Here is a 24,024-nt window from a genome sequence, read left to right as displayed (position 1 = left end):
GTTAGCTGAAAACGGCTGAATTGTAGACCAGCGCGGCGCCTGCCGGGTTGGTAAAGTCGAAATCGAAGCGGGTGCCGTACCAGGTGCCATCGCCCACCGGGCCGATGGTGTCGCTGGAAATCGACTTCTCGTCGATGCGCACTTTCACCTGGCCGCTGAGCTGGTGGAGCACGGCCGCCAGGATCTGCTCCCCGGTTTGCTCGGTGGCGTCGATGGCCGTCTCGATGTGGTCCTGGGTAAAGCCCTTGGGCAGCTTTTCGAACACGTAGAAGGCCCCACTCCGGCGGCGTTGCTTATGGTCGCCGCCGTTATCGAGGTACTGCGTATGGCAGCTTTCCACCACCAGCATCTGCGAGGTGGCGCCCTCCTGGTAGTTGCGCCCGAGCTGCGTGCTGGTCATTTCGGCCAGGTCCACCATTTTCTGGAAGGGGTCGATGCTGACCACCACCCGGGCGAAGCGGGCCACTTGGGGCGTGTGCTGAATTTTCTGATGGCGCGTGGCCAGTTCGCGGAATACCGCGACGTACTCGGAGTGACGAAGCATGAGCAGGGGCATTAGCGGGTTGGTTGGTGGTTGCGGGCTTCCTTAGCCCGGTCGTTCATTTCGGCCAGGATGGTGCGCAGGTGCTGGCCGGCGGTCTGCTCCAGCGGCCCGAAGGCGCCGCCGGAAAGCTGCCGCAGCACCCGGCCCCAGTCGGCCGACTCGGCCCGCCTGCCGGGGCCGGTCTCGGTGGCCACGTCAAACACGTCGGGGTACTCGTTCACCAGTTGCTGCCGGCAGCCCCGGTACCAGAGCAGGATGCTGAGCCGGTCCACGTCCGGGACCTGGCTGAAGTAGCGGGCGAAATAGCCCACGTTGTGTTCGTTGAACCGCTCCCGCGCGTCGCCATTCCAGTCCGGATGGCCCGGGCGCAAACCCTTGCCGGCGCGCACCGGCCGGTACAGGGCGGCCAGGAAGTGGTCGAAGGCCTCAGCCGACTGGCGCTTGGCGTAGAGGCAGAAGTACGTATCGGCGAAGATGAACTCGCCGAACTGCACCCCGCTGAGCGCGTCGCCTGGGCCGGCCAGGGTGCGCGGCTTGGGCGCGGCCACCCGCAGCTCGGGGACCAGCTGGCGGGTAAGGTGGTGCTCTTCCGAGAAAAGAAAGTCGGTGAGGCCGTAGAGCTGCTTTACTTGTAGTATCGGCAGCTCCAGCAGCTGCGCCATGGGCACGCCGCTGACGATGTGCAGCAGCCGCAGCTTGGCCGGCCAGAACTGCTCCGGGCCGTAAAGCACCTCAAGGACGCTGGCGAGCTGGGCACGGGTGAGTTCGTCCCAGGTGCTGGCCGGCGAATAGTCTTTTCCCCAGATGGTGAGTCGTTCCATGGGGCAAAACTGCCGCCGGCTGCCACGGTGAAAAAGGACACAAAAACCGGTTGAACGTCAGGTGGTTTGCGCTGCTCCAAATTGTACTCAGCAGGGACGCAACAGAAAAATACGTTATAATCCTCCAATTCAGTGAAAACAACCTTCTATCTTTCCAGCAAATCCCATCCATTTCCCACCATTTTTCCACCCATTTATGCAGGTTACTGCTTTACTCCGACGATCAGCATGGCTGTTGATCACCTTCTTCTTTTTTGCCCTCAGCGCCTGTACTAACGATGCTCCGGAGCCGCAGATGAGCAAACGGCAAAACAAGGTTCCTGTTTCGGGCTTGCTGGACGGCAGCTGCTATGAGATATGGGACGTGTATTACAACACGTACACTGGCGAGATTGTGGACGAGGTTTACATTGGCACCTACTGCGATGGCGGCAGCACGCCCGGCGGCGGCGGCGGTGGTGGCGGTGGCGGCGGTGGCGATACCGGCCCGGGTGGCGACTCGCCCAGCACTCCCCAGTGCCGCCTGTGTGGCAGTGAGCCAACGCCCCCAGCTCCCAAGCCCTGTCAAACCACTGCGGCCCTCAACAATTCGTCTGAGTTTAATACGAAACTGGACCTGCTCTCCGGTCTTGCCACAAATGGCAATGTAGAAGCCGCCTATGGCTACGTTCGCTCGGGCAGCACGGTGACCCAGTCGTTCATCGGACAAAGCAACAGCGGTGTAGCCGTGGATCCGTATGGGTTTACCTGGTCAACTCCCACCCTAGATGGGTTGGTACACAACCACACATCTGGCGGATTCTCGGGCTTCAGCTACGATGACCTTGCCTTCCTGCAGTCGATGTATAACAACGGTAACATTACCAACACCGGCACGTTTGCCTACACGGTGACCACGCACCAGGGCAACGTGTACACGTTGACCGTTTCGAATACGACCAACTTCGATAGTTTCTGCGGAAAGGACTTGAGCGTGGTACTGGGTGCTCTCAATGGCACGACGTGGATGGCAGAGAACTACACCACGGAGCAAAATGAGCAGGGTTTATTGCGCTTGCTGAGTCAAATGAATAGCGGGCTAACCCTTTCCAAGAAGACGGCCAGTAACGGCTGGACCAAACTTGGCTATTCAAACGGGCAGGTAACCTCCACGGCTTGCAACTAAACACCTCTCGTCCCACCTAACGAAAACGAGCCCGCTGGTTGCAGCGGGCTCGTTTTCGTTAGGTGGGACGAGAGGCACGTGTATCCAGTTCCTGTTCTAGCCCGGCTACTACCTGGAGCAGCTGCTGTTCGAGCTGGCTGAGGGGCGTCAGGGCAAACAGGTCGTAGGCCGCCAGAATCTCCAGGCCTACGCTGGTGCCTACGTACACCGGCGGGGCTTTGGGCTGGCGGGGCGGCGGTCCAGGCGGCGGCTCATCGGCATTCGGCTCCTCAACATCCAGGCGCCAGCCGTCGCCGGTACCATTCGGGTCGGGGTCCATGCGGTTGAAGCCGATAGGGCGTATCGTTTTCTTGTCCATGTCTCAACACCAGTTAGTATGAACGCCAAGGCTTCAGCCAGCAGATCAGGCCAATGACTCCCAGCAGCACCGCGACGGTGGCCAGCTGCCGACCGGTGATACCCTGCTGCACCGACACGTGGGAGTCGGTATTGCCGACGTTTTTGAGCTTGACTTTACCGGCCGGCGCGCCAACGTTGGCCAAGGCCTGCGTTTGGGCTTCCACCCACTTGTCGCGCTGCTTGGGAGTGGCCGTGGCCGGCGGCGGCACCAGGTACGGCGGCAGCTGCGCCTGCGCCTGCAGCTGCTCGGGAGTCGGGGCCGCCACCAGCGGCGGCAACTCCCGAGTAGCGGAGCAGCCGGCGGCCAGGTAGAAGATCAGCAGCACCAGGGCAATCAGCGCCCAGTCCTTGAAACGCAGGCCCCTCATGGCTTCACGAACAAGGCACACTCGCGCAGCCGGCGGTTTTCGATGGCGGCGCTGGGCTTGCCATTCACGTTGCGCCAGATCCGGAAGTAATTCTTCAGCGCGGCCTGGTCGCGGGTACCGTTGGCGGAGGCGTTGATGTAGCGCAGTAGGCTGGACTTGGCCAGGGCCCCCTCGCCCAGATTGAAGGTAAACGAGACCAAGGCGTTGAACTGGTTCTGGGTGAGCGGCACGGTTACGAGCCGGTTCACGGCCGCTTCGAAGCGCAAGAGGTCCTTGGTGAGCAGGGCCTGGCTCTGCTCCCGCGTGATGGTCATGGGCGCCACCACGTCGGGGCCTGTATGGCCCACGCCGATGGTCAGCACACCGGCCGCGCACAGATAGGTTTTGAGTACTTCGCCTTCCTCTTTGGTCAGGAAGGCCCGCCCGGCGGCGTCGGTTTTCAGGTTTTCGCTCATATGGCGGGGGGTATGGCACCTGCTTCAGGCACCGTTGATAAAGCGGGTTCGGGCTCCGCCAGCGGCAGCTCCTCGGGCGGAATCTTGCTGCGGAACTGGCCGGTTTCTTCCCAGTCCTGCATGCCCTTGCGCAGGAACCTGGGCAGCGGCAGGCCCATGCCACCCAGGTTGCGCAGGTTCTCATCGATGCTCTTGGCCTCGATGATCAGGATGAAGAGGTAGATGGTGAACTTGACGCCCAGGCTCATGTAGTCGGCCCAGGGCACGCGGCTGCCGTCGATTTCGATGGCGCTGAACACGTGGGCCACCACGATGCCCACCCCGTAGTCGCGCAGCTTGGTGAACATCTGGCGCATGCCCCGGGAGTGGAAACGGCCCTGCCGGAAGCTGCGGGCCATGCCCAGCAGCGTGTCGATCAGGAAGAGCACCATCAAAAAGCCCAGGGCACTCCAGTCGTTGAAAATGTATTTTTCAAACAGGGTCCACGCTGTTGACAGCGCGGGCGGCAGTAGTAGCGTCAGCATTAGCAGAAGCGGATAACCTTGGATTCAGCCGTATTGAGCGCCACGACCGGCGTGCTGGGGGCGCGGTACGGGCCGAGCGTGAAGTAGGTAGCGTACCGAGTGGCGGAGGCTCGCTGGTTGAGAAACTGGCGCATCCGCTCCAGGCGGATGTCGGCCGAGTGCTGGGCCTCGAAGGCCCGGGCGGCCAGCAGCTGGTCGAGGCCGGCGTCGGCTTCCTTGGAGTTGTCGGTATCGAGGCGGGCCACGGCCAGCTCAATGCCGTCACCGGTCAGGCGCAGGCCCAGCTCCGGGATGGCCCGCGCCAGCGTGAGGCTGGCCAGGCCGGGCCGCACGAACTGCTCCAGCAGCTCCTCGTTCTCGGCCGACACGGTGCGGGTGCGCACCTGCTCACGCAGTTCACTCAGGAAATCGTAGCCGAGCTGCGGCTCCAGAATGAACAGCTCCTGGGTGCTGATCAGGGGCCGCAGGGCCTGGAACACCGGCCACGACTCCTGGATATTCTCGAACCGCGAAAACTCCGTGGCCGATACCAGCAGCTGCCGGCGGTGCAGCTGCCCGGGGCCGGCGGCCCAGGCCGTCAGCATCGGATCGGTGGCGCGGCTTTCCTCCAGCCAGGCCAGCAGCGCGTTCAGATCCTGGTAGCCCTTGCGGCTGAGCGTGCGGCGCAGGGCCGTAATCTGCCACTGGAAAGCCGTTTTGTGCGTTTCCGTGGTCACGATGTGGATACCGGTGCTGTCCAGGCTCACTTGCAGCTCATCGAGCGCGCCGGCCACGGCCAGGCGCGCCAGCGGGGCCTGCACCCGGGCCAGCAGCCGGCCGGCCAGCGTATCGTCGTCGGCCGTGGTGCCGGCGGCGTACGCGTCGTCCAGCCAGTGCAGCAGCGCGGCCCCGAGAAGGGGCAGCAGCAGCTGGGTGCGCAGGCGCTCTGCTTCGCGCTGCACCGGCTCGGGCACGATGGGGGTGTCCAGGGTCACGTAGCGGCTCAGCTCCGTGCTAGTTGTCAGTAGGATAAGCATCGGGTTGGCCGCCGGTAGCAGTGGAAGTGTTGGAGGTGGACACGTCGGCGGTCTGGGCCAGTGGGTTGAGGAAGCGGAATTCGAGGTCGGCGGGCCAGCCGTTATAGTCGCGGATCAGGTAGAGCGGCTCCAGAATCAAATCCTGGTGGAAGCGGTGGGTGCTGATGAAGTTGTTGAAGGCGATGCGCTTATCAGAGCCGCTGCCGGCTCCCATTCCCTTCCCAGGCGAAATACCGACCAGCGTCGGGTCCACGCTCAGGGCGGTATAGATGTGGCTGCTGGCCTCCTGCGAGTCCTCGATGTGCAGGCCGCTTTTGATCTTGTCATCGATGGCCGTCACCTTGAAAGCCGAAATCGGCTCGCCGGTGCGCGGGTCGGTGATGGTCAGGCTCAGGATGGATTTGCCCGCGCCCGCCACGCCGGTCATGGTCTTCTCGAACTCGCTGAGCTCGTCGCTGATAATGCGCCGGCGCTCCTCCGTGACCTTGGTGTCCCAATCCGGATATTTCCACTTCCAATAGCCTTCGTGCGCCTCAATGAGGTATTTGATGCTCAGCTGGTTCTTGAACATGGCGGCCTTGAACTCGGGAATCGACTGCGCCACGTCGAGCCACCCGGAGCGGCGGATGCTGTTCCACGAGGCCAGCTGGTAGAGGGCCTTGCCGGGCGAGGGCAGCGCCAGCGGATACACGTACTTGAAGCCCCGGGTATCGGCTTTCAGGGCCTCCACGGGGTCATAGTAGGGGTCGAGCACCGGCACGCTGGTCGTGAACTCGTCGCCAAGTTTGGCGTCGGGCCAGTTGGCGGAAATGTGTACCAGGTCCGGCACTGCCTGGCCGGCCTTCGGCACCGAGTAGCGGCAGAAGGCCGTGTCCTGGGTGGTGAGCGTGGTGATTTTCTGCTTATTCAGGGACTGGATCAGCTCCGGATAGCTCTGGGCGTAGGTGAACAGGTTCTGCAACCCTTCGTAGGCGTAACGGGCAATGTTGCTGCGCCGGAAAAACGCCTCCACGTCCGGCAGCCGCTCCCGCTTGAACACCTCGTTACCGCCCGCATCGTAGTCCGTCACGCGGCCGTACACCACGCCCCCGCCGTACACGGCCCGGGTTTTCCACTCCAGCACGCTGGGTAGGATCGTGTTCGATTCCAGCGACTTGAGCACCTGCTGCGGGAAGTCGTTGGCCTCCCCCCAGAGCGCCACATCGCCGGACTGGCCCTGTTCAACCGGCGAGCTGGGCGCATCCCCGTCCTCGCCCACGGCACTGCCACCGGCCCTGCCGGCAGCGGCCAGGGCCCCACCCAGGCGGATCATGGACCCGCTGCCGGGCGCGTACGCCACGTTGCCGGCGGCGCTGAATAGAAGCTGTTTCATTTACAGAATGACTTTGCGGCCGGCCACGGCCACGAGTAAGTAGATGTGGATTTTGACCAGGTTGCCGGTGGCGGTATCCAGTAGGTTGCGCGTCGCGTTGGCGGTGTGGTCCGGGTCGCGGGTCAGGCGGGCCACGGTGGCCGGCTCGCCGGTGAGCACCGCCGGGGCCGGCGGCGCCTTCGGCTCACCCGAGCCGATGCGGGCGGCGGCCAGCTCGCGGAACTCGCCGCCGGTCTTGCGTCGCCGGTCGCATGTGACCCAGCGCACCGCTACCGGCGTGCCGCTTTCCAGCAAAGCCAGCGCGTCCTTCAGCCGAATGGGTGCGGGTGTTTCCATGGGGCAAAACTGCCGCGCCGGCCAGCCCATAAAAAGGACACAAAACCGCCCTCACTAACCCGAAAACGCACAAAAAGCCAATCTCACAGGGTTTTACCCTCACGCGCTGTAAACCGCGTTTTCGGGCTACTCAGACGTTTTACAGTCTCACCAGTCTAGCGCGATGCCCCGGCTTGCACTGTCGGCTCCCGGCAGCTGCCGGAGGCCGCCTCGGTGATATCTGTGGGGCATTCTTATGTGATGGTCATGTAACTCGGGACACAAAAAAAAACCAAAACAGTGCGTTTTGGGGCTTTCCTTATGTGATGGTTAGGTAACTCAGACGATAATCAGGCCGCTGAAGTCCGGCGTGGTCATGACCACGTCGGTGCCAACGTAAAGCATGTGCAGATCCACGGTATCGGTAAAGTGGGTGGCGTGCTCCTGCGGGAAGCTCTCCTTCCGCTCACTGGACTTGATCTTGCTGATGTTGCCCTTGGTATCCTGACCCACCGGGGCCAGCAGCATGGCCTGCACCACGTCGCGGGTATTGACCTTGTTGAAGCGCAAGCGGTACCGGCGCGGGTCCTGCTCCGCCAGCACCTCCTGCCCTACCAGGTAGCGCGTGGGGTGCCCCGGAACGCGCCCCAGGTTGGCCCGGGTGATGCGCCACCCGCGCGACTGTAGTACCTTGATGAACGTCTCGTTCAGGGTCCAGGGGCTGTTGGGGTTGCGGTTGTTACCCCATTCAGCATCCTCCAGGAAGATGAACTCCTTGCGCAGGTGGTGCTGATAGTAGTCACAGAAGGTGCCTGCCAGGTCACTTACCAGCAGCGGGTGCTTCACGTACATACCCTTCAGGATGCGGTACTCGCGCACATCCTCATGCTTCTGGCCCAGGGTGAGCACCGAGATCTTCCCGCCCCAGTCGGCCGCCCCCACAATCGGCAAATGGCTCCGGCAGTCCGAATCCATGCGCGAATCCGGGCTGCTGAGCTTTTTGAGGTTGTACTCCAGCCCCAGCACGAAATCGTCATTATCCGCATCCACCACGTGGCGGGCCTGGTTGAGTTTGGGGTAGAAACCACCCTCCACCGTCGTCGGCCGCCGATTCATGATTTCAATCATGAACGTGAAGTCGGTCATAAACCGGCGCTGATCCAGCAGGTACTGCAGGCCCAGGTTCTGGATGTTATCGAAGGCGTTAGCCTCCGAATAGAATGTGCCCTTGGTGGCCGCATTCGGGAAGTAGCGCACCTCCATCATGAGCTTCACTACCTCCTCGCGCCAGAAGTGCAGCCGCTCCTCGTCGGTCGTGGCATCGATAAAGCGCACCTGGGCCGCAATCAGCTCGTTTTGCCGCTGCGTGAGGTCAATGCCGTCGTTTTCGTAGTACTTGGCCTTGTCCAGCAGCCAGCGGCCCTGGTCGCCCCAGGGCATCGAGCTGAAGAGGAAAACGCCGTGGTGCTTCGGATTTTTGCCGAAATACTGGCCATTTCCCCGGTTGGTAGCCGACAAGTCGGCATCGAGCTTCTCCTTGTTGAAGAGCAGAGCCTCGTCGCCAATAAAGCCGTCCACGTTCAGGCCCCGGGAGGCCGAACCACCCGCATCGAGCGACACCAGGTGAAACCCGGTGCCGTTGCGGAAAATAATGAAGTGGTCGTAGCTCAGCGGGCCCTGGATGGGCCGGTCGAATAGCTTCGAAGGCGCCGGCCGGCGGCCCACGTAGAAGTCGCGGTCCAGCTTGTAGCCCAGGGCCTCCAGACCGGCAATCGTCGAGGGCAAGGTGCGGGTGAGCACCTGCTTGTAGGTCGAGCCCACGATAACCCAACAGCTGCGGGGCATCGTCTGCACGATTTCGTGAATATCCCAGGCAATGATGGTCGACTTACCCGTCCCCCGCCCCCAGATGCTGACGCCCTCCTTTTTGCCCTTGGCCGTGACGTAGCGCAGCTGCGGTTGATTGAAGCTGAGCTTTATCTGATCAACGATGACCATCCAAGCCGCCCTCCTCGCGCCGCTCCAGCAGCAGTTGCTCCATCTGCTGCGCCCCAAATACTTGCTGCTGCACCGCGTCCTGAATTAGTTCGTAATCGGCGTCCTGGATGCTTTCCGGGTCCATCAGGTTAATGGTGCGCGGCTTGCGGCCCTCCACCGTGAGGTTAATCACGTAGCTGGTATTGCCGCCCCCGGCCCCGGCAGCCTCCTCCGCGCCCGAGTCGGCGCGCAGCAGGCCGGCCACGGTGGCCTCGAACTTCATGGCCGCCAGGGCCGCCCGCATATCGGGGGGGCGCTGGGTGAGGGCCAGCTGCAGAATTTTGCGCGCAAACTCCAGCAGAATGGCCTTGCGACCTTCCTTGCGCACTTTCTTCAGGTCCCCCATTAGGTTCTGCGCGTCGGCCAGGCGCCGGTAGCACGTGGCCCGGCTGATACCGAACTGCTTGGCCAGTAGCGGCCAAGCCTGGTCGAAGGTGTGGTAGTTGCTCAGCAGCGCGTAGGCCGACTCAATTTGCTGGTTCACCAGCCGGTCGGCCGGCGAGAGGGCCGCCAGCCCCGGGCCCTCGCCGTTGGCCTCGGCAATGCTGGCGGCATAAATGCGCTCCACGGCCGTGCTCTTGTGCAGAATGACGTCCGTAGCTCCCGGCAGGTCCTTAGGCTGTAGTTGCGTCGACATGAAATAGCAGGTTAGCGAAGGGGAAGTTTTTCACGAATCAATTGGATGTCGGCCTCCAGGCCCGGTAGCTCGGCCGCCCGCTCGGGCCGCTTGCGCACCTTGGCCCGCAGGCTGATGAGGTTATCGAGGCGGCGGCGCAGCTCACCGGCATCGGTCACGTCCTGCGTGGCCACTGGGCCGGGCAGGCGGCCGTGGGCCACCAGGTGTGCCTCATGGGCCAGCAGCAGCTGCACCTGGTCGGTGAGGGCACAGATGCGGTGGGCCAGCTTGCAGCGCACCGTGGCGCGAATTCCCGAGGCCGTGAGCTGCGCGTGCAGGTGGCTCCGCTCGTCGCGGCATGCCTTAAGCTGCGTCCGGAGGCCGGCCAGCACGCCGGCGTCGGGGGTTGGTACCACTAGCGGACGAACCACCTCCGCCGGCTCCTCCACCGGGCCGGCCAGCAGCTGCAGCTGCGCTACCAGCACCTGGCGGCTGTACCCCGTCTCGCCCAGGGCGAAGAGCTGCTGGTACACCCCGCTGCCGCCCAGCTGCGCGTACAGGCCCGCGCCCTGGGCAAAGTCGGCCGGCTCAGCCAGCCACGCGAGGAGTTCGGCATGTTTCATAGCCCAAAACTGCCGGTCTGCACCACGGCGAAAAAGGACGCAAAAAAAGGCCCCAGCCATGCGGCTGGGGCCTTTCCCCTCACTTGCCCGTTCTCTCACCTTCGGGGTTACTTGTTCACCGCTGGTGCGGCCTTCCCGCGCCTGAGCTTCCGGCGCACCAGGTAGGTGAACTTGGGGTCCTGAACCAGCTGCTCGGCCTGCTCCAGCGTGAGCTGGCGCAAGTCAATCGTGCGGTCAAGTCGCTGGATATGGATAACACAGGGCGTTATGGTGGCTGTGAACTTATCGGCTACTTCCGGCCGCAACAGCCGCTGGTTCAGGGATGTCTGGGCCATACTTATTCGCCTCCAGGTGCGGGCGCACCGTTGACCGTATTTTCAGGCTTCATCAGCACGTCGCCGGCGTAAATCTTGATACCGGCCGCGTAGCACTCGGCTTTCACCGTAATGCCCCGACGACCACCGGAGATTTTACCCGAGCCGTAGGCGGGGGCCAGCTCTACCGGCAGGCCGTCTGCGCCCACTTGGATGTAGGTACCATCGGCGTCGGGCACCAGCATGATACCGTCGATGTTCTTCACGATGTTGAAGAATTCCAGGGCGGCGGCGCGGTTACCGGGGTGGAAACCGTCCAGTTCAATCTTCTGGCCCCGGCCGTCCCGCTCCCCCACCACGGAACCCTTCAGTTCGCTGCTGTCCAGGGTCAGGTAGATGCGAATGAAGCCGAAACCTTCCTTAAAGGCATGGTCGGCCGCGATAATAGCCGAGGTGCCTGGAGCGGCAGTGGCCGAGTACTTCGGGGCCTTGGCGATGGTAGCAAACCAGTCCGTAGCTGCCCAGAGCACGTAGTTGAGCAGGCCGGGCGTATTATCCTCGCCATTGAGGCCGCCCAGGCTTTGTAATTTCGACAGATCCATTGGTTGAGTCGTTAGTCGTGATGAAATAGGTGAAGCGTGCCGGCCTCAAGCCTTCACGATGGGCACCAGCAGGCCGCTTTTCGACTCCACCAGGAACTTGAGGGCCGCCTTGTTCTTGCCCAGCTCCTCAGCCTTGATTTCCTCGCCTTTAATGGAGAATTTCTTGGCCAGCACCCGATACTGCTGCTTCTCGTAGCTCACCACCACCACGTCGCCCTGCTTCTGCGCGGTTTCCACGTTGGCCAGCTGCTCGGCCTGGCCGGCAATGACGGCCTGGGCCACGTCCAGCTCGCCCTGCAGGCGAACGTTCTCGGCCGTCAGCGACTCCACGGTGGGCTGACGGGTTTCTTCTTTGTTGGCCTCTGCCATGATCTGGAAATCTTGAAATCAGTTGATTGAAAAAATGCCTTCGACAAGCGCCGGCCCCCATCCGGGAGCCGGCGCTTGTCGCGGCCCGCTACACCAGCTCCTGGTCGTTGGTGAAGACGATTTCGGGCAGGATGAAGCCCACACCCATGCTGAAGTCGGTGAAGAACTTGAGCAGACGGTCCACGTTCTCCACCTGCACGGCCGACTGGTTCTTGACCTTGCGGCGCAGCATGATGGCGTTGCCCACCGGCGTACACCAGATTTTCTCCGTGTTGCGGTGCGAGGGCAGCTCCTGCAGCTTGATATTGGTCTTGTTGATGGTCAGATCCAGCGCCCCGCCCCCGGTGTTCTTGCCGTATTTGCGCTCCTGGCCGCGCAGGAACTGGCGGGCCACCGTGGGCGAGCAGCCCAGCATCATGGGAATGTTCCAGTAATCCTTGTGGATGCCATCGGCGAAGGCCTCGAACTGCTCCACCAGCGCCAGCGGGTCGGTCAGTTCCAGCGCACCCGTTGCGATGGGCGTGGTGCGGCCGGCCTGTACGTGGCCGTTGATGATCATTTTCAGGCCGTTGATGGAGGTGCCGGCGGCACCTGGTGTACCGGCCACCGGGGCCTGGTACACACCCTGGAAAATCTCGTTGAACTCGATGTCCTGCTTGATCTGCGGAATCAGGTACACTTCCACGTACCAGCGCACGAAGGGCCAGGCCTTGCGGTCAATTTCCTGGCCGTCCATGAACGCCAGCCAGGTATCTTCCAGCTCGTCGGGGTACTCCTGGGCGTCCACTTTCAGGCGGAACTGGCGGATTTCCACAGGCTGGAATTCCACGCCGGCCAGCGGCGTGAAGGTCTTCTGGAAGGGCTGCACCACACGGCTGAAGATGGTCTTGGCCGCACGCCACATCGTGTCGTCGGTGTTGATGGGCGTGAACATGCTCTCCGTGATGGTGGGGGAGCGCAGCAGCGAGTACAGACGCTGCAAGTTCTGGCCCTGGTTGAGGTAGTAAGCGCCAAACTGCGCGACTACGGCGGTAATTGCTAAAGCCATGATACGGGCTTAAAAGGATGAAAAATCAGGTTTGGGGCCGGGTCTAGCCGAGCATTTCGGCGTGGAGCTTCTCGACCAGCTTCTGCGCGTCCGACTCCGAGGTGGGCTCCTCCACTTCGCTGGTGCCGGCCGGTTTGCGGGGCTGGGTCACCTGAGCACCGGGCTGCTTGGCCAGGCGCTCCATCTCCGCCTCCGCCTCGTCAGCGCGCTTCTCGGCGGCAGTAACGGCATCGGTGGCCAGCTTCTCGGCGGCCTGGGCGTCGGTGGCAGCTTTCTGCGCGGCGGCTACGGCGGCCTCAGCGGTGTCGGTGCGGCCGGCCTTGGCCGTCAACTCCGTGAAGGCCGCCTCGCTCACGAGGGCCACGCCGGTAATGCCGGCTTCCTCCAGCTGGTCGTTGGCGGCTTCCACGAGCGGCGTGGTCACGGCCGCGCCGGTCAGGCCCGCCAGTGCGGTCAGGGCCGTGAATTTGTTCTTTCCGAACATGGTATGTTGAGTTGAATTGGTGGCTTGTTTTGGGGTACTACTCCCATTTTTGGCGGCGCTGCCGGCCATTTCCAGGGCCAGGCGCACGGCATCCGCGAAGGAGCCCATCTGGTCGGCCAGGCCGTTGCTCACGCTGGCCTCGCCGATGTAGACCATGCCCGAGAGCAGCTCCTTTTCCTGCTTGGCATCGAGCTTGCCGGCGCGGTTTTCGCGCACGGTGCTCAGAAACACGTTGTTGAGCGGGTCCAGCAGCTGCTGGCGGATGGGCTTATAATTACCCTTCACGGCCTCGGCGAAGGCCGCATTCTTGTTCGTGGACTCGGTGGCGTTAATCACGTGGTCTTCCACGCCGGCCTTGGCCATGGCCTTGGAGTAGTCGCGAAAGCTCACCATGGTACCGATGCTGCCGACCATGGCCGTGCGGCCGGCCACCACGATGGCGTCGCCGCTGCAGCCGCTCCAGTAGCCGGCCGAGCACATCTGCTGGGCCCAGCTCACGAAAGGTTTCTGGGTGCCGGCAATGATGCCGGCGAAACTCTCCAGCCCCATGGTGGAGCCGCCGGGCGTGTTGAAGCGGCCCACGTGGGCCACGATGCTCTCGTGCGCGTCGGCCTGCTGGATCAGCTGGCCGATGGAAGCGGTGCCCAGGCTCCAGCACGTATCGGCCTCCATCATCACGCCCTCAATGGTGTGCACGGCCACCGAACCGGCCGGCACATCAGCTAGCGCGTCGTAGCCCATAATGCCCAGCTCGGCCGCGTGGGGCGTAAACACGAAGTGGGATTTGGCCGGCAGCGTACTATCCATGCCGGCGTCTACCCAGTCAGCGGCCCGAAACTTGCCCTCGCGCATCTGCTCGGCCAGGGGCAGATAGTTCTGAATGGCACTGGCTTCCATCAGGAAGAAGCCATTCAGCACGGCCATTAAAAGGGAGTTGACACGCATCAGGTTCAGGGTTGAAGTGATGCAAAGCTGCCGGCCCCCGGGGCGCGCAAAAAGGACACAAAAAAGCCCCCGACCGGGTAGGTCGAGGGCTTGGCTAGGCGGCTTCGCTGGCCGGGGCGGGCCTGACGCGCAGACTCACGCCGGAGGTGTCGGGCCACCGCTGGGTCAGCACCCAGCCCACGGCCGCGTCTTTGGTGGGAAAGTCCGGCTCAGTGTCCAGCAGCGCGCCGTTTTGGTCGTTTTCACGGACCGGCACATCCCACAGGTTGCGGGCGTTGAGTACGGGGGAGCAGTAGTAACGGTCCATGAGTTAGTCGTCGAGGAGTTGGAGGCTGAAGCGCGAAACCACCAGGTTGGTGTTGGCATTCGTGACCAGGTAAAAGCGGTTTTCGCGGTTGATGCTGGTGGTAATGATGGAGGTGAAGGTGCCGGTGCTCTGCATCTGCCGCACCGGGTTCAGACCATCCATGTCGTTGTTGAAGCCCACGATGCCCACGTCCAAACCGCCACTGGTGTAGCTGCTGATGTCCACCCGCACGTAGTAGCGCCGGCCGGCCAGCATGGAAATGCGCTGGAACAGAAACCGCGTTTCCGGGCCATTGAAGCGGACCTGCCCCGCGCCGAGACGCTGCACTTCCGCATCAGACACCCAGCCGGTGGTTTCATTGCCCGTGAACGGTACCTGGAAAGTCGGGTCGATGAGCAGCTGCGGCGCGGCGGCGGCCACGGCCACCACGGCCGCTTCGCCTGGTACACCGGTGCCCACGGCCCGGCGGCGCACGGAGAGCACGCCGCCGGTCGTGCCGGGCACCACGAAACTGATCTTGCCGTTCACGACGGACGGACTCGGGAGATTCTGGTAGGCCATGCTTAGGAGAATTGGTATTCGTAATCGGTGGCCGTGGTCCCGGCGGCCGGTGTGAAGGACGCATTGCGGCCCGGGTCCACGGCCAGGTTGGTCGGTGCGGCGGCCGGCGGATCAGCTGGCGGGTCCACGGTGCCACCGCCCCCACCGGCCCCTTCGTTGATGAGCCGCAGCACCGCAGCCCGCAGGCCCAGGCCGGCCCAGTCCTGCTTGTCGGCGTCGAGTTCAGCGGCCGTGAGGGGTGGGAATTCCGGCCCACCCGAGCCGCTGAACGACGGCCCACTACACAGGCCTACTTCCCAGAACCCGGCCTGCCGGTGAATGAGTTGCACCACATCGCCGGCCACCAGCAGAAGTTCTCCGTCCTCGGTGCCGATGCCGCTGCTGAAATCCGTGTCGCTGTAGTCCTGCGCCACCAGCGACACGGGCCGAAAGCCGGCCGGTACCCGCACGTAGATGGTGTAGCCAGCCGGCACGGGTTCTTCCGGCGCGCCAGGCAGCTGGCGGTTGTGGGAGGTGTTTTCAATCAGCCCGCTGCCGGCCGCGTAACGCAGGTCGAAGTAACGGTTGTCGGTGCTGTAGAGGCTGTCGTAGAGGCCGTTGAACGTACCGTCCAGCGATACCGCGAACTGCCAGTCAGCCGCCTGCCCTGCTTGCGGGTCGTAGCCTTCAAGGAGAACAAACCAATACGGATTGTTCAGGTCAGTTTCTTCGCCCGGGTAGTGGCCAGGCGTCGGGTCGGCCTCGTGCCGGAATGAGGCCGAGCATAGCGCGTTGCGGTGCAGCACCAAATCGTTCACGAGGTACACGCGGTCCGGATCGAACACGCCGCGAAAGCGCCCCTCGCTCGTGTCGGCAATGGTGGCAAACGGGTTGGCCGCCGAGGGGGCATTGGAAGCGGCCAGCGCAGCCGCTACATGGGCCGGCAGCACCGCCTGCTTGCCGGCCAGCGCGGTTAGGATATCGAAGCCCTCCGGAGAGGAGGCAAACACGCTCAGCACCTCCCGGATGGTATTGATAAACGCATCGGCATCCCCTGCTTCCGCACCGATGAGGGCGCGGATGGGGGCCAGGGCGGTATCAATCAGGGCCGTGGTCGCCGGGGTGAAGTCAGAAAGAGTAGCGACCAGCTGGGTGCCGGTGTGGTTGGCGCGGGCTCGGTCGGCGGCCGAGTCCTCGACCGGCCGGGCCTCCAGCACATCCAGGCGGGTTTCGTGTACGACGACTTCATTTTCCAGATCCACCAGGTCACTCTCCACCTGGTCGAGTTGCAGCTGCAGCGCCCGGTCGGAGCCGTCCACGTACTGCGTGGTGGCCCGTTGATCCAGTTCAGCGCGTAACCCGCTGATTTCCTTTATTTCCAGTGCGTCCATCGGTTAATTGTAAGCCCAGAGCCACACCCGGCGGCCAGAGTAGTGCGCCAGGCTGGCGGTGATAGTAAGCAGGCAGGTGCCGGCATCGTAGGTGTAATCCTCATCCGGCTCCAGGGCCAGGCCGCTGCCGAAAAACACCGCCACGTCGCGCACGCCCACGGCCAGCGTGAACGTGGTATGGTCGGCGTCGTAGAGGCCCAGCACCACTTTGGTGCGGGTACTGGTGAGGTAGGTGTAGCCCCAGAGCCGCACGCCCTCCAGTTGCGCCAGCGGAGCCGTGATGGTCACGGTGGGCGGCGTGGCCACCAGATCCAGGACGAAGTCTACCTCAGGCTCCAGCTCCCGGCCGGCGGCCGTCTTTACATCGAGGGAACGGGTACCGGCGGGCAGCTCATGCACGCGGTTCTGGACCGAGTAACGGCCGGGAAAGGTGATTTTCGTGCCCTTGCCGGCACTGCCGGTGCTACCTCCTGGCACCGAGGCAGCGGCCGGCAGCCGCTGCCAGTTGCTGTTATCGGCCAGGGCGGCCACCCGGGCGGCCGGGCTGAGCTGCTCGAAGCCGGCCACCTGCAGGCGCATCTCGTACCACTGCTCCGGCGCACCCTCGCGCACGAGCACCGTCATGCCGTTGGTGCGCTGGCCGGAGCCGTCGCCGTAGGCATTCAGCTGCGCGTCCGGGGCCACCAGGATGGCGTAGAGTTCAGAGAGCGTATCCACCCCCCGGCCCCAGTTGCCCAGCTGCGCGTAGTGCGTATTCCTGCCGTTCGCCGCCCCGGTGGTCAGCGCGTCGAGCACCTGGGTGCCGGCCGGGTGGGCGTGCTGGTTCATCTAGTTGACGCCAATGGTGAAGGTGCCCGTGTCCTTGCTGCCCCACTCAATCCGGTAGTCCTCGGTGAAGCCATCGGAGTTCGTAAACGGGAATGTGCGGCCCTGAAACGCATTGTTGGGCAGGCCGTTGACGGTGTAGCTGCCGTTGCCGGCGGTGGCCACCCAGGCAAATACCGGGTACTGGTTGCCCAGCGTGGTGCTCCGGGTCTGCTGGCGCGAGGCCTCCAGCTCCTGGCCGGCCAGCGCCCGCAGCGCGGCCGACAGCTCGATGTTCGACATGGTGGCCGGGTCAGTGCCGAATCCACCCCAGAACCGCTTGCTGGTGTAGCGCACAGAGGTGGTGGAGCTGCTGCTGAGGTTGCCTGCGTCGGTGGCTGTCACGGAGAAGTCGGTGTTGGTGTTGGGGGCCGTGTTGGCTCCTACCGTGCCGGCCAACTTGGCCGAGCCGTCGGGGTTAAGCTGCGCCTGGCCGGCCACCACCACCGAGGCCACGGTATTGGTGCGCCGGCCCACCGAGTAGTTGAGCGTCACGGCCGTGCTGGCCCCTTTCTGGCGGAGCGGGTTGTCGGCCGAGAGGCTCGTGGTGGGCGCGTAGGATTTGACCAGCAGCTTATTCCAGAACTGCTCATTGTTGCCCGTAAAGTCGCTCACGCCCGCAAAACCGGCAATCTGCTCGGTAATGCCGGCCACCGTGAAAGGCCCGCCGTCGCCGGCCGGCTGAGCTTCCAGGGCCGCCAGCCGGTCCTCGATGTCGTTGAGCAGCATCTGCATGTTCACGCCCTCGGGGTACTGCTCGAACACGGCCAGCAGCTCTCGGATGGTATCGACCAGCGTATTGCCGTCGCCGGCCTCGTTGCCGATGAGGGCCTCGGCCGTGGCTAGGCGCAGGTGCAGCTTCTTGAGCGTATCACCGATGGCCGGCACGCCGTCGCGCAGGATGGCCACGGCGGCGGCCGGGTCGCCGTCCTGCACCAATACCCAGTTGGCGTTGTCGGCCAGGGCGTTGACTTTGTCGGCGGCCGTTACCAGCAGGCCGAAGTTTGGAATGCGCAGCTGGTAGCGCACGCCGCTGAGCAGCGTGACGGTCATGTTCACCGTGCGCAGGCCCGAGCCGTTGCCGTAGGCGTTCAGGGCGCGGTCGGGGGCCACTTTCAGCGCGTCGCGCTCCGAGAGGTCGCGCACCGGTTTGTCCCAGGTGCTTTGCTGGGCCCAGGTGGAGTTTTTGCCGTTGTCGGAGGCGGTGGTTACCGCGTCCAGTACTGTGGTACCGAGTGGATGCATGATTAGCGGATGCTGATGTTGAAGCTGCCGGTGTCGGGCGAAGCGCTGCGCTCCACCACGAACGACTCGGTAAAGCCGTCTGAATTCGTGAAAAGGAAGGTGCGGGTCTGGAAGGCGTTGTTGGCCAGCCCGTTCACCACGAAGGCGCCCGCGCCCTGGGCGGCCGGCCGGGCCACCACCACGAACTGGTCGGACAGCGCGAGGCTGAAATCCTGGCCCCGCCCGGCGCTGAACTCCTGACTCAGCGTGCGCAGCACGGCGCTCAGCTGCACATCGTCCAGCCCAAAAGGGTCCTGCACCATCCCGCCCCAGAACCGCCGGTGCTGGTAGCGCACCGAGGCCGAGGCCTGCGCGGTGGCCCCCGAGGCATCGGTGGCCAGTAGCGCGAAGGTGGCGTCGGCATTCGGGGCCGTGGCGGTGCTCACCGAGCCGTCCAGGCGCGGGCTACCATCGGAATAGGTCTGGGCCTGGCCGTTGACGAGCACCGACGTGATGGGGTGCGTGCCTTCCGTCACCGAGTAGCTGAGCGTGACGCCGGCGGCGGCCCCGAACTGGCGCACCGGGTTGCTGGCCTGCATGGTGGCCTGAACCGGGGAATCCTTGGTCAGCATCTCCTGCGTGGTCTGGCCGGTTTCATCGTCCATGACGGTCACCTGCTCGCCGGCCTGCACATTGCCTACCGTGTTGCTGGCCATGAACGTGAGCAGGCGGTTGGTGCCGCCCCCGCCGCCACTGCCGCCGCCGCCGCCCGGCAGCGGGCCACCGGTGCCGGGCTCCTCGTAGGTCAGCTCCCCATCGGCTACCAGCCAAGAGCCCAGGAAAGGCCGCGCCCGGCGCAGGGTTTCGCCCGCGAACTGGAAAGCGAAGCCGTTGCGGCTGCTCTGCGAGCCGGTGGTGTAGCTGTCCTGCCACTCCAGCGGAAACGCGGGCGTACCCACCAGCTGCACCTGCTCGTTCAGGTCGCGGTAGAGCACCACGAACCGGCCGCCCTGCAGCCGCTCCAGGGCCTCCGAAAGGCCCGGCGTGTGGCGGGGCAGCACACCCTTGAGCAGCTGGGTGAACGTGTCGCCGTGGCGGCCGTTGGGTTTGGGCTTCTGGTCGTAGTCGGCCGTGCCCCGGGTGGGCACCAGCCGGTACCAGCAGGCGCCTTCTACGAGCGGGAGCATATCGAGCGTGAGCTGGCCCCGCTCGGGGAAGCCCAGCAGGTTGCGGGCATCGGTGTACCAGAACAGCTCCAGCCCGCCCAGGTTGGCCTCGCCCGGCTCGGGCCGCAGGTTACTGTACCCCGGCTCCATGATGCTGCCGAATGAAGTCGGTGAGGCTGCCGGGCAGCTGCGTAAGTTCCTGACGAACAGCACGGTGCTGGCCGGCGCGGGACAAATCATCCGTTTTTTGGGACAATTCACCCGTTTTACGCGACAAACCGCCCGTTTTTTGGGACATTTTGACTACCGATTTGGGCCGTCTTTTTTTCAGCTCCTTAAGGTTGCAGTTGCGCTGCACGCCCTTGCGCAGGGTCTCGTACTGCACGTCCTCCTCGCGCAGGTCGTAGGCCCCCATGAAATCCAGAATCACCTCGCGGATAGTCGTGGTGCGGTTCACGAACTGGCGCACCCACAAATACAGCTCCTCGCGCAGAATCTCATCCACGAAGTCGTTGAACTGGAAGATGGTGTAGTCGGTGAACTCCTTCAGCCCGTACTGGTGCACCGGAAAGTTGCGCATGTCCAGCTGCAGCACCCGGGTGCAGTCCTCGCGGCTGCCGGCGTGGTGGAGCTTGCCCTTCACCTGGCGGCGCAGCAGGTGGTAGAGCATCTTGCCGAAGCGGTCGGCGTTGCTGAGCACGTAGGTGTCATGCCCCAGGTGCGTGTTCAGATACTTCAGCACGTGAGGCTTAACCGGAAAAGCGAGGAGTTGCGGCATACAGGGGCTTAGAATAGATCAAAACTACCGACCGCTGGCAGCAGGATAAAGGACTTCAGCCCCCGCGCCAGGCCTGGCGCGGAGGGGAGGAAAGCGGGCAGCATGGAGCAGGAATCGGGGGGTGTTAGCAGGGGAACAATATACCTAATATCCAATCCTCAAGCAAAGGTTCAACCACTAGATAACTACCTGATTTTTCATCTTCTATCCCACCTGATCTACACCACGTATTTACCTGTTTCAGCACCCCGTCAGCGGCGCGTTTTCCAGCCGGTTTCACAGCCGGAAGTAGTAGCTCAGGTTCTGGGCCGCCCGGTGCATCTCCCCCCCAATGCGCAGCAACTCCACGCGGGGCGGGCCCTCGAGACAAGCGGCCAGGGTACCATCGGAGTAGAGCCGGTTGAGCAGCAGCAGCTCCTCGAAGCTCAGGCGCCAGCGGCGCTGCCTGTGCGGCCGGCCGGGCCGACGCTCGTGGCGGGGCCAGAGGCCGCAGAGCATGCGGGTGAGCTGCTGGTGCACGCGGCTGAGGGGCCGGAGCGCCAGCGCATCGAGCAGGGTGAGCTGGCCCTGGGCACTGCGGCCGTTCAGGTGCTCCAGGTGGTGCTCCAGCGCCGCCCGCAGCACGCGGGCTTCCTCGGGCCACAGGGGCACTTGCTGGGAGAGGTGGGTGAGGTCGAGCATCAGCGGGTCCAGACGCCTTTCTCCAGGCGGGTGTACTCCGGTTTGCCCGAGGCCTGGTTGTCGTAAATAATGGCCCGGGCGATACGAGCGCCCATTTCCTCGGCCTCCCGCTTGAGCTGCTTCAGGGCATAGCCAGTGGGGTCCGCTACCTGGTAGCGGCCGGAGGTGTAGAATCCGTACATATCAAACTGGCCGGCGGAGCCCGGCTTGACGTGGGTAAAGTAGACGCGCATCTTAAAGGGGGCATTCCGCTTGTACTCTTCGGTGAACTGGGCCATGGGGGGGGAATTGGAAAAGTGGAAGTGAAGTAGTTAGCGCAGCAGGGGTTCTGCCAGCTTGTGGTATTTGTCGGTGGCCAGCGTGCCGCCCAGCTGCTCCAGAGCGGCAATGTGCTGGTGGTAGAGGGTGCGGCGGTTATCCAGCTCCACGAGGCGGCGGGGCACGCGCAGCGGCACTTTCTCTCCCAGCTCGATCTTGCGGCGCAGCTTCAGCTCGCCGATGAGCTTACTGACCGCCCGGTTCACGCGGGCCAGCTGCTCGGCGCGCTGGTCGGCCACCAGCCACTTGAGGGTGCCCTTGAAGCCCCGCTCGTTTTCCCAGTCGAAGTAGCCGCGGCCCGTTACCATCTCGGCCCAGGGCATGGGGGCGTAATAGCGGCCGGCGTGGCGGGTGAAGTGCTTCTCTACCAGCTCCATGCGGCGCAGCACGCCCTTGTGGTACTTCGCAAAATCGAAGTACTGATCGGTGAAGCCGCGGTACACCCCGCGCAGAATGGCCTGTTGGGCCAGCTGCTCCTGCACAGGCGAGAACCGCTGCTCGGCGTAAAGCAGGGCCTTGGCCAGCAGCCACGCTTCGATGACGTAGGCCTGGTAGTTGGCCGGAATTTCGGGCGGGGCGGGCCGCCCGGCCGGCGGCGGGGTTTGGGCCGCCGGGGCCGCCGCGCCGCCCCCCTGCCCCTGTTTCGCCGTCAGGACGGCGCGTCCCCCCTGGTTGCTGGCCTCCGCTTCCTGAGAGGGTCTTTTTGAAATACCGCTGGAGGCATTTTCTCCACATTGCCCGATTTCTAATTTCTGCTCTTTATGATCTTCCAGAAGCTTAATAACCGGAAATTTTGTACCGTCTGTGGATAACTGAGCGGCTACCGTGGTGAATTCAGAAAGGGGCGCTACGGGCATTTGCGGGGCGTTCTGGGGGGCTTTGCACACGTAGCTGGGGTGTATCCACAGCTCGAAGCTGCGCTGGCGGCCGTGCCACTTTTTGCGGCTGATAAAGCCCACGGCCAGCAGCTGGGCGAGGTGGTTGCGCATGGTGCGCTCGGTGAGGCTGCGCTTCTGCATGAGCTGGCGCGCGTCCACCAGGATGCTGGGCAGCGTCAGCTCGCCCGTGTCAGTCACGAGCAGGCCAAAGAGAAAGGGCTGCAGGAGCATCTTCTCCACCTTGCGCCGGTACTGCTTGAGCAGCTCCTCGCCCGTGGCCTTGGCCCCGTCGCACACGGCGCGGCTGCCGCGCCGCAGCAGCGTCTCGGTGACGCCGGCCCGCGTGCCCCGGGTGATGGTGCGGGTCACCTCAATGGGGGGCGTACGGTGCCACAAATCGTCTACTTTCAGGTGCCACTGCAGCAGGCACTGGCTAAGCGGGAGAAGCTGAATGGGGTGAGCGGACATGAAGAAAGAGCGAGCGAACGGTGAGTGAGAGCGGGGTAAAAGGTGGCCAGAGCGGGGCCGGGGGGCGGGTATTCCCGTCCGGTGGGCTCGTGGCCGGCGCCAGGGTTGCTGGGCCTCCGTGCCCCCGGCCAGCGCGCGCTGGCCCGGTCCCTAGTTCATTCCCATCCGTGGGAACGGTCGGCTTCTTCAAGCGCCGACGGGGGCGGTGTGCATAGGTGTGCGGGATGGAAAACGGGCGGGGCCTAGCGGCGCACCGTGCGCAGCAGCAGGCTCACGCTCAGCAGCAGCACGGCCGCGGCCAGGGCCAGCAGCCAGGGGGCCCAGAGCGGGGCCGTGGCCCACCACCAGCTCAGGGCCAGGTGGCCAGCGGCCTTGAGCACGAACAGCACCAGGGCGAGCAGCAGCAGCAGGCCCAGCACGCGGTACAGGAAAGGCGGGAGCTTAGGCATCGGCCGGCCCTCCCTTCTGCCCGGCCGATGCCAGGGCCAGTTCGATTTCGGCCAGGCGCTGCTCGTAGCGGCGCACGTCGGCGCGGATGTCGGCCACTTCCTGGGGAAAGCGCCCGGCCTGCCCGGCGGCCAGGGCCAGCAGCCGCCGGTCCTGCGCCAAAGCGCGCGCCAGCTCAGCGCGCTCGGTGCGCAGGCGCTGGGTGCGGTGCGGGTCGGGGGCTGGCAGCTCCTGGGTGGGGTACACCCGGGCCGGCGGGGTCAGGTTGGAGGCCAGCGTATCGGCCAGCAGGCGGCCGGCCGGGCCGGTATAGAGGCGGGCGGTGCTCATGGGCAGTAAAGGCGAGAAAGACGGTGAGAGAAAAGACAAAGCGGCAACCAAGCGGCGACGAAGCGGCTAGGCGGCGCGGCGGGCACCCGGCTCCTGGTCGCCCCCATCGAGGCGGGCCAGGTCGAAGTCGAGGCCCTGGCCGAAGGCGGCCAGCGCGGGCCAGGGAATGCTGGGCTGGGCCGCGCTGAACCAGTAGGCCTGCAGCCGGATGGTGCCGCCGTGGCGGCCGGGCTTGCCCTTGTGCAGCCAGCGCTGCACGGTGGCCCGGCTCACGCCGCAGTGCTCCATCACCTGCTCGATGCTCAGCAGGCGGGGCAGCCCACCGGCGGCGGGCAGGGCCTGCTGCACCACCTGCAGCTGGGAGAGAATGGCCTGGAAGTGTTCCGAGATGAAGCCGGCGGTGGCAAGGTCGTCGCGGGTCATGGCAGCGAAGGCGAAGGGGTGGAAGAAAAGGCCGGGGCGGCGGACAGGGGCCGGCGGGCCACGAGTGAGCTTAGGTCGCGGGGGCCTATGTCACGGAGGCTTAGGTTGCGGGGGCCGGGTAAGGTGGCGCTCATTTGTTCCCGCATGGCCACCGGGGGAATAGCGGCACCAGCAGACGGCCCGCCCACCTTA

31 protein-coding genes are annotated in these 24,024 nt (G+C 64.3%); 1 reads left to right on the top strand and 30 read right to left on the bottom strand.

Features of this window, described 5'->3' with window-relative positions; translation table 11 throughout:
* Position 1 precedes the first annotated feature (1 nt).
* Positions 2 to 544: a hypothetical protein gene (locus EI293_RS09400; RefSeq protein ID WP_125436870.1), complete on the bottom strand. Its 543-nt coding sequence runs from the start codon at positions 542 to 544 to the stop codon at positions 2 to 4.
* 11 nt (positions 545 to 555) lie between these two features.
* Complete coding sequence (locus tag EI293_RS09395) at positions 556 to 1,365, bottom strand: hypothetical protein (RefSeq protein ID WP_125436868.1); 810 nt, start codon at positions 1,363 to 1,365, stop codon at positions 556 to 558.
* Between the two features lie 196 nt (positions 1,366 to 1,561).
* Between EI293_RS09395 and EI293_RS09390 the strand changes: the two genes are divergently transcribed.
* Positions 1,562 to 2,530, top strand: a complete 969-nt coding sequence (locus tag EI293_RS09390; RefSeq protein ID WP_125436866.1) for a hypothetical protein — start codon at positions 1,562 to 1,564, stop codon at positions 2,528 to 2,530.
* Positions 2,531 to 2,588: 58 nt separating this feature from the next.
* Here the strand turns inward: EI293_RS09390 and EI293_RS09385 are convergent, their stop codons facing one another.
* From EI293_RS09385 to EI293_RS09250, 28 genes are all read right to left on the bottom strand, one after another.
* Positions 2,589 to 2,888 carry a hypothetical protein gene (locus EI293_RS09385; RefSeq protein ID WP_125436865.1) on the bottom strand — a complete coding sequence of 100 codons (300 nt, stop codon included), beginning with the start codon at positions 2,886 to 2,888 and terminating at the stop codon, positions 2,589 to 2,591.
* A 13-nt stretch (positions 2,889 to 2,901) separates the two neighbouring features.
* Positions 2,902 to 3,297 (bottom strand): hypothetical protein, encoded by a 396-nt coding sequence (locus EI293_RS09380; protein WP_125436864.1) that lies wholly within the window; start codon positions 3,295 to 3,297, stop codon positions 2,902 to 2,904.
* Positions 3,294 to 3,752: a lysozyme gene (locus EI293_RS09375; protein ID WP_125436863.1), complete on the bottom strand. Its 459-nt coding sequence runs from the start codon at positions 3,750 to 3,752 to the stop codon at positions 3,294 to 3,296. The genes EI293_RS09380 and EI293_RS09375 overlap by 4 nt, the downstream gene beginning before the upstream one ends.
* Positions 3,749 to 4,276 carry a phage holin family protein gene (locus tag EI293_RS09370; RefSeq protein ID WP_125436862.1) on the bottom strand — a complete coding sequence of 176 codons (528 nt, stop codon included), beginning with the start codon at positions 4,274 to 4,276 and terminating at the stop codon, positions 3,749 to 3,751. The genes EI293_RS09375 and EI293_RS09370 overlap by 4 nt, the downstream gene beginning before the upstream one ends.
* Positions 4,276 to 5,292 (bottom strand): DUF6712 family protein, encoded by a 1,017-nt coding sequence (locus EI293_RS09365; RefSeq protein ID WP_125436861.1) that lies wholly within the window; start codon positions 5,290 to 5,292, stop codon positions 4,276 to 4,278. Before EI293_RS09365 ends, EI293_RS09370 begins: the two co-directional genes overlap by 1 nt.
* On the bottom strand, positions 5,270 to 6,664 hold the full coding sequence (locus tag EI293_RS09360) for a hypothetical protein (protein WP_125436860.1): 1,395 nt from the start codon (positions 6,662 to 6,664) through the stop codon (positions 5,270 to 5,272). Before EI293_RS09360 ends, EI293_RS09365 begins: the two co-directional genes overlap by 23 nt.
* The gene (locus EI293_RS09355; protein ID WP_125436859.1) at positions 6,665 to 7,000 is read right to left on the bottom strand and encodes a hypothetical protein; all 336 of its coding nucleotides are present in this window, start codon (positions 6,998 to 7,000) and stop codon (positions 6,665 to 6,667) included.
* A 318-nt stretch (positions 7,001 to 7,318) separates the two neighbouring features.
* Positions 7,319 to 8,977 (bottom strand): hypothetical protein, encoded by a 1,659-nt coding sequence (locus tag EI293_RS09350; RefSeq protein ID WP_125436858.1) that lies wholly within the window; start codon positions 8,975 to 8,977, stop codon positions 7,319 to 7,321.
* On the bottom strand, positions 8,964 to 9,653 hold the full coding sequence (locus EI293_RS09345; RefSeq protein WP_125436857.1) for a hypothetical protein: 690 nt from the start codon (positions 9,651 to 9,653) through the stop codon (positions 8,964 to 8,966). The genes EI293_RS09350 and EI293_RS09345 overlap by 14 nt, the downstream gene beginning before the upstream one ends.
* Before the next feature lie 11 nt (positions 9,654 to 9,664).
* A complete protein-coding gene (locus tag EI293_RS09340) occupies positions 9,665 to 10,255 on the bottom strand; it encodes a hypothetical protein (RefSeq protein WP_125436856.1) in 591 nt (196 codons plus the stop codon).
* A gap of 107 nt (positions 10,256 to 10,362) precedes the next feature.
* Positions 10,363 to 10,590 (bottom strand): hypothetical protein, encoded by a 228-nt coding sequence (locus EI293_RS09335; RefSeq protein WP_125436855.1) that lies wholly within the window; start codon positions 10,588 to 10,590, stop codon positions 10,363 to 10,365.
* A 2-nt stretch (positions 10,591 to 10,592) separates the two neighbouring features.
* A complete protein-coding gene (locus EI293_RS09330; RefSeq protein ID WP_125436854.1) occupies positions 10,593 to 11,171 on the bottom strand; it encodes a hypothetical protein in 579 nt (192 codons plus the stop codon).
* Positions 11,172 to 11,216: 45 nt separating this feature from the next.
* On the bottom strand, positions 11,217 to 11,540 hold the full coding sequence (locus EI293_RS09325) for a hypothetical protein (RefSeq protein ID WP_125436853.1): 324 nt from the start codon (positions 11,538 to 11,540) through the stop codon (positions 11,217 to 11,219).
* Between the two features lie 88 nt (positions 11,541 to 11,628).
* Positions 11,629 to 12,588: a hypothetical protein gene (locus tag EI293_RS09320; protein WP_125436852.1), complete on the bottom strand. Its 960-nt coding sequence runs from the start codon at positions 12,586 to 12,588 to the stop codon at positions 11,629 to 11,631.
* A gap of 43 nt (positions 12,589 to 12,631) precedes the next feature.
* The gene (locus EI293_RS09315; RefSeq protein ID WP_125436851.1) at positions 12,632 to 14,017 is read right to left on the bottom strand and encodes a S49 family peptidase; all 1,386 of its coding nucleotides are present in this window, start codon (positions 14,015 to 14,017) and stop codon (positions 12,632 to 12,634) included.
* Between the two features lie 94 nt (positions 14,018 to 14,111).
* Positions 14,112 to 14,324: a hypothetical protein gene (locus tag EI293_RS09310; RefSeq protein WP_125436850.1), complete on the bottom strand. Its 213-nt coding sequence runs from the start codon at positions 14,322 to 14,324 to the stop codon at positions 14,112 to 14,114.
* A gap of 3 nt (positions 14,325 to 14,327) precedes the next feature.
* Positions 14,328 to 14,885, bottom strand: a complete 558-nt coding sequence (locus tag EI293_RS09305) for a hypothetical protein (protein WP_125436849.1) — start codon at positions 14,883 to 14,885, stop codon at positions 14,328 to 14,330.
* Positions 14,886 to 14,887: 2 nt separating this feature from the next.
* Positions 14,888 to 16,255 (bottom strand): hypothetical protein, encoded by a 1,368-nt coding sequence (locus tag EI293_RS09300; protein WP_125436848.1) that lies wholly within the window; start codon positions 16,253 to 16,255, stop codon positions 14,888 to 14,890.
* 3 nt (positions 16,256 to 16,258) lie between these two features.
* Positions 16,259 to 17,083, bottom strand: a complete 825-nt coding sequence (locus EI293_RS09295; RefSeq protein ID WP_125436847.1) for a hypothetical protein — start codon at positions 17,081 to 17,083, stop codon at positions 16,259 to 16,261.
* On the bottom strand, positions 17,084 to 18,364 hold the full coding sequence (locus tag EI293_RS09290; RefSeq protein WP_125436846.1) for a hypothetical protein: 1,281 nt from the start codon (positions 18,362 to 18,364) through the stop codon (positions 17,084 to 17,086).
* Positions 18,365 to 18,366: 2 nt separating this feature from the next.
* Positions 18,367 to 19,659, bottom strand: a complete 1,293-nt coding sequence (locus EI293_RS09285) for a hypothetical protein (RefSeq protein WP_125436845.1) — start codon at positions 19,657 to 19,659, stop codon at positions 18,367 to 18,369.
* Entirely contained in the window at positions 19,640 to 20,287 is a 648-nt protein-coding gene (locus EI293_RS09280) for a hypothetical protein (RefSeq protein ID WP_125436844.1), read from the bottom strand. Before EI293_RS09280 ends, EI293_RS09285 begins: the two co-directional genes overlap by 20 nt.
* Before the next feature lie 276 nt (positions 20,288 to 20,563).
* Positions 20,564 to 20,968 (bottom strand): hypothetical protein, encoded by a 405-nt coding sequence (locus EI293_RS09275; RefSeq protein ID WP_125436843.1) that lies wholly within the window; start codon positions 20,966 to 20,968, stop codon positions 20,564 to 20,566.
* Positions 20,968 to 21,246, bottom strand: coding sequence for a hypothetical protein (locus tag EI293_RS09270; protein WP_125436842.1), 279 nt, complete (start codon positions 21,244 to 21,246; stop codon positions 20,968 to 20,970). Before EI293_RS09270 ends, EI293_RS09275 begins: the two co-directional genes overlap by 1 nt.
* A gap of 33 nt (positions 21,247 to 21,279) precedes the next feature.
* Positions 21,280 to 22,632, bottom strand: a complete 1,353-nt coding sequence (locus EI293_RS09265) for a hypothetical protein (protein ID WP_125436841.1) — start codon at positions 22,630 to 22,632, stop codon at positions 21,280 to 21,282.
* Positions 22,633 to 22,874: 242 nt separating this feature from the next.
* Positions 22,875 to 23,081: a hypothetical protein gene (locus tag EI293_RS09260; protein ID WP_125436840.1), complete on the bottom strand. Its 207-nt coding sequence runs from the start codon at positions 23,079 to 23,081 to the stop codon at positions 22,875 to 22,877.
* A complete protein-coding gene (locus EI293_RS09255; RefSeq protein ID WP_125436839.1) occupies positions 23,074 to 23,409 on the bottom strand; it encodes a hypothetical protein in 336 nt (111 codons plus the stop codon). Before EI293_RS09255 ends, EI293_RS09260 begins: the two co-directional genes overlap by 8 nt.
* 66 nt (positions 23,410 to 23,475) lie before the next feature.
* Positions 23,476 to 23,832: a helix-turn-helix domain-containing protein gene (locus EI293_RS09250; protein WP_125436838.1), complete on the bottom strand. Its 357-nt coding sequence runs from the start codon at positions 23,830 to 23,832 to the stop codon at positions 23,476 to 23,478.
* Positions 23,833 to 24,024: the final 192 nt, after the last annotated feature.

Origin of the sequence: Hymenobacter perfusus, from assembly GCF_003944765.1 — a bacterium.
In the GTDB taxonomy this organism is placed as follows: Bacteria; Bacteroidota; Bacteroidia; order Cytophagales; family Hymenobacteraceae; genus Hymenobacter; species Hymenobacter perfusus.
This window is presented reverse-complemented; position numbering and strand designations above follow the sequence as displayed.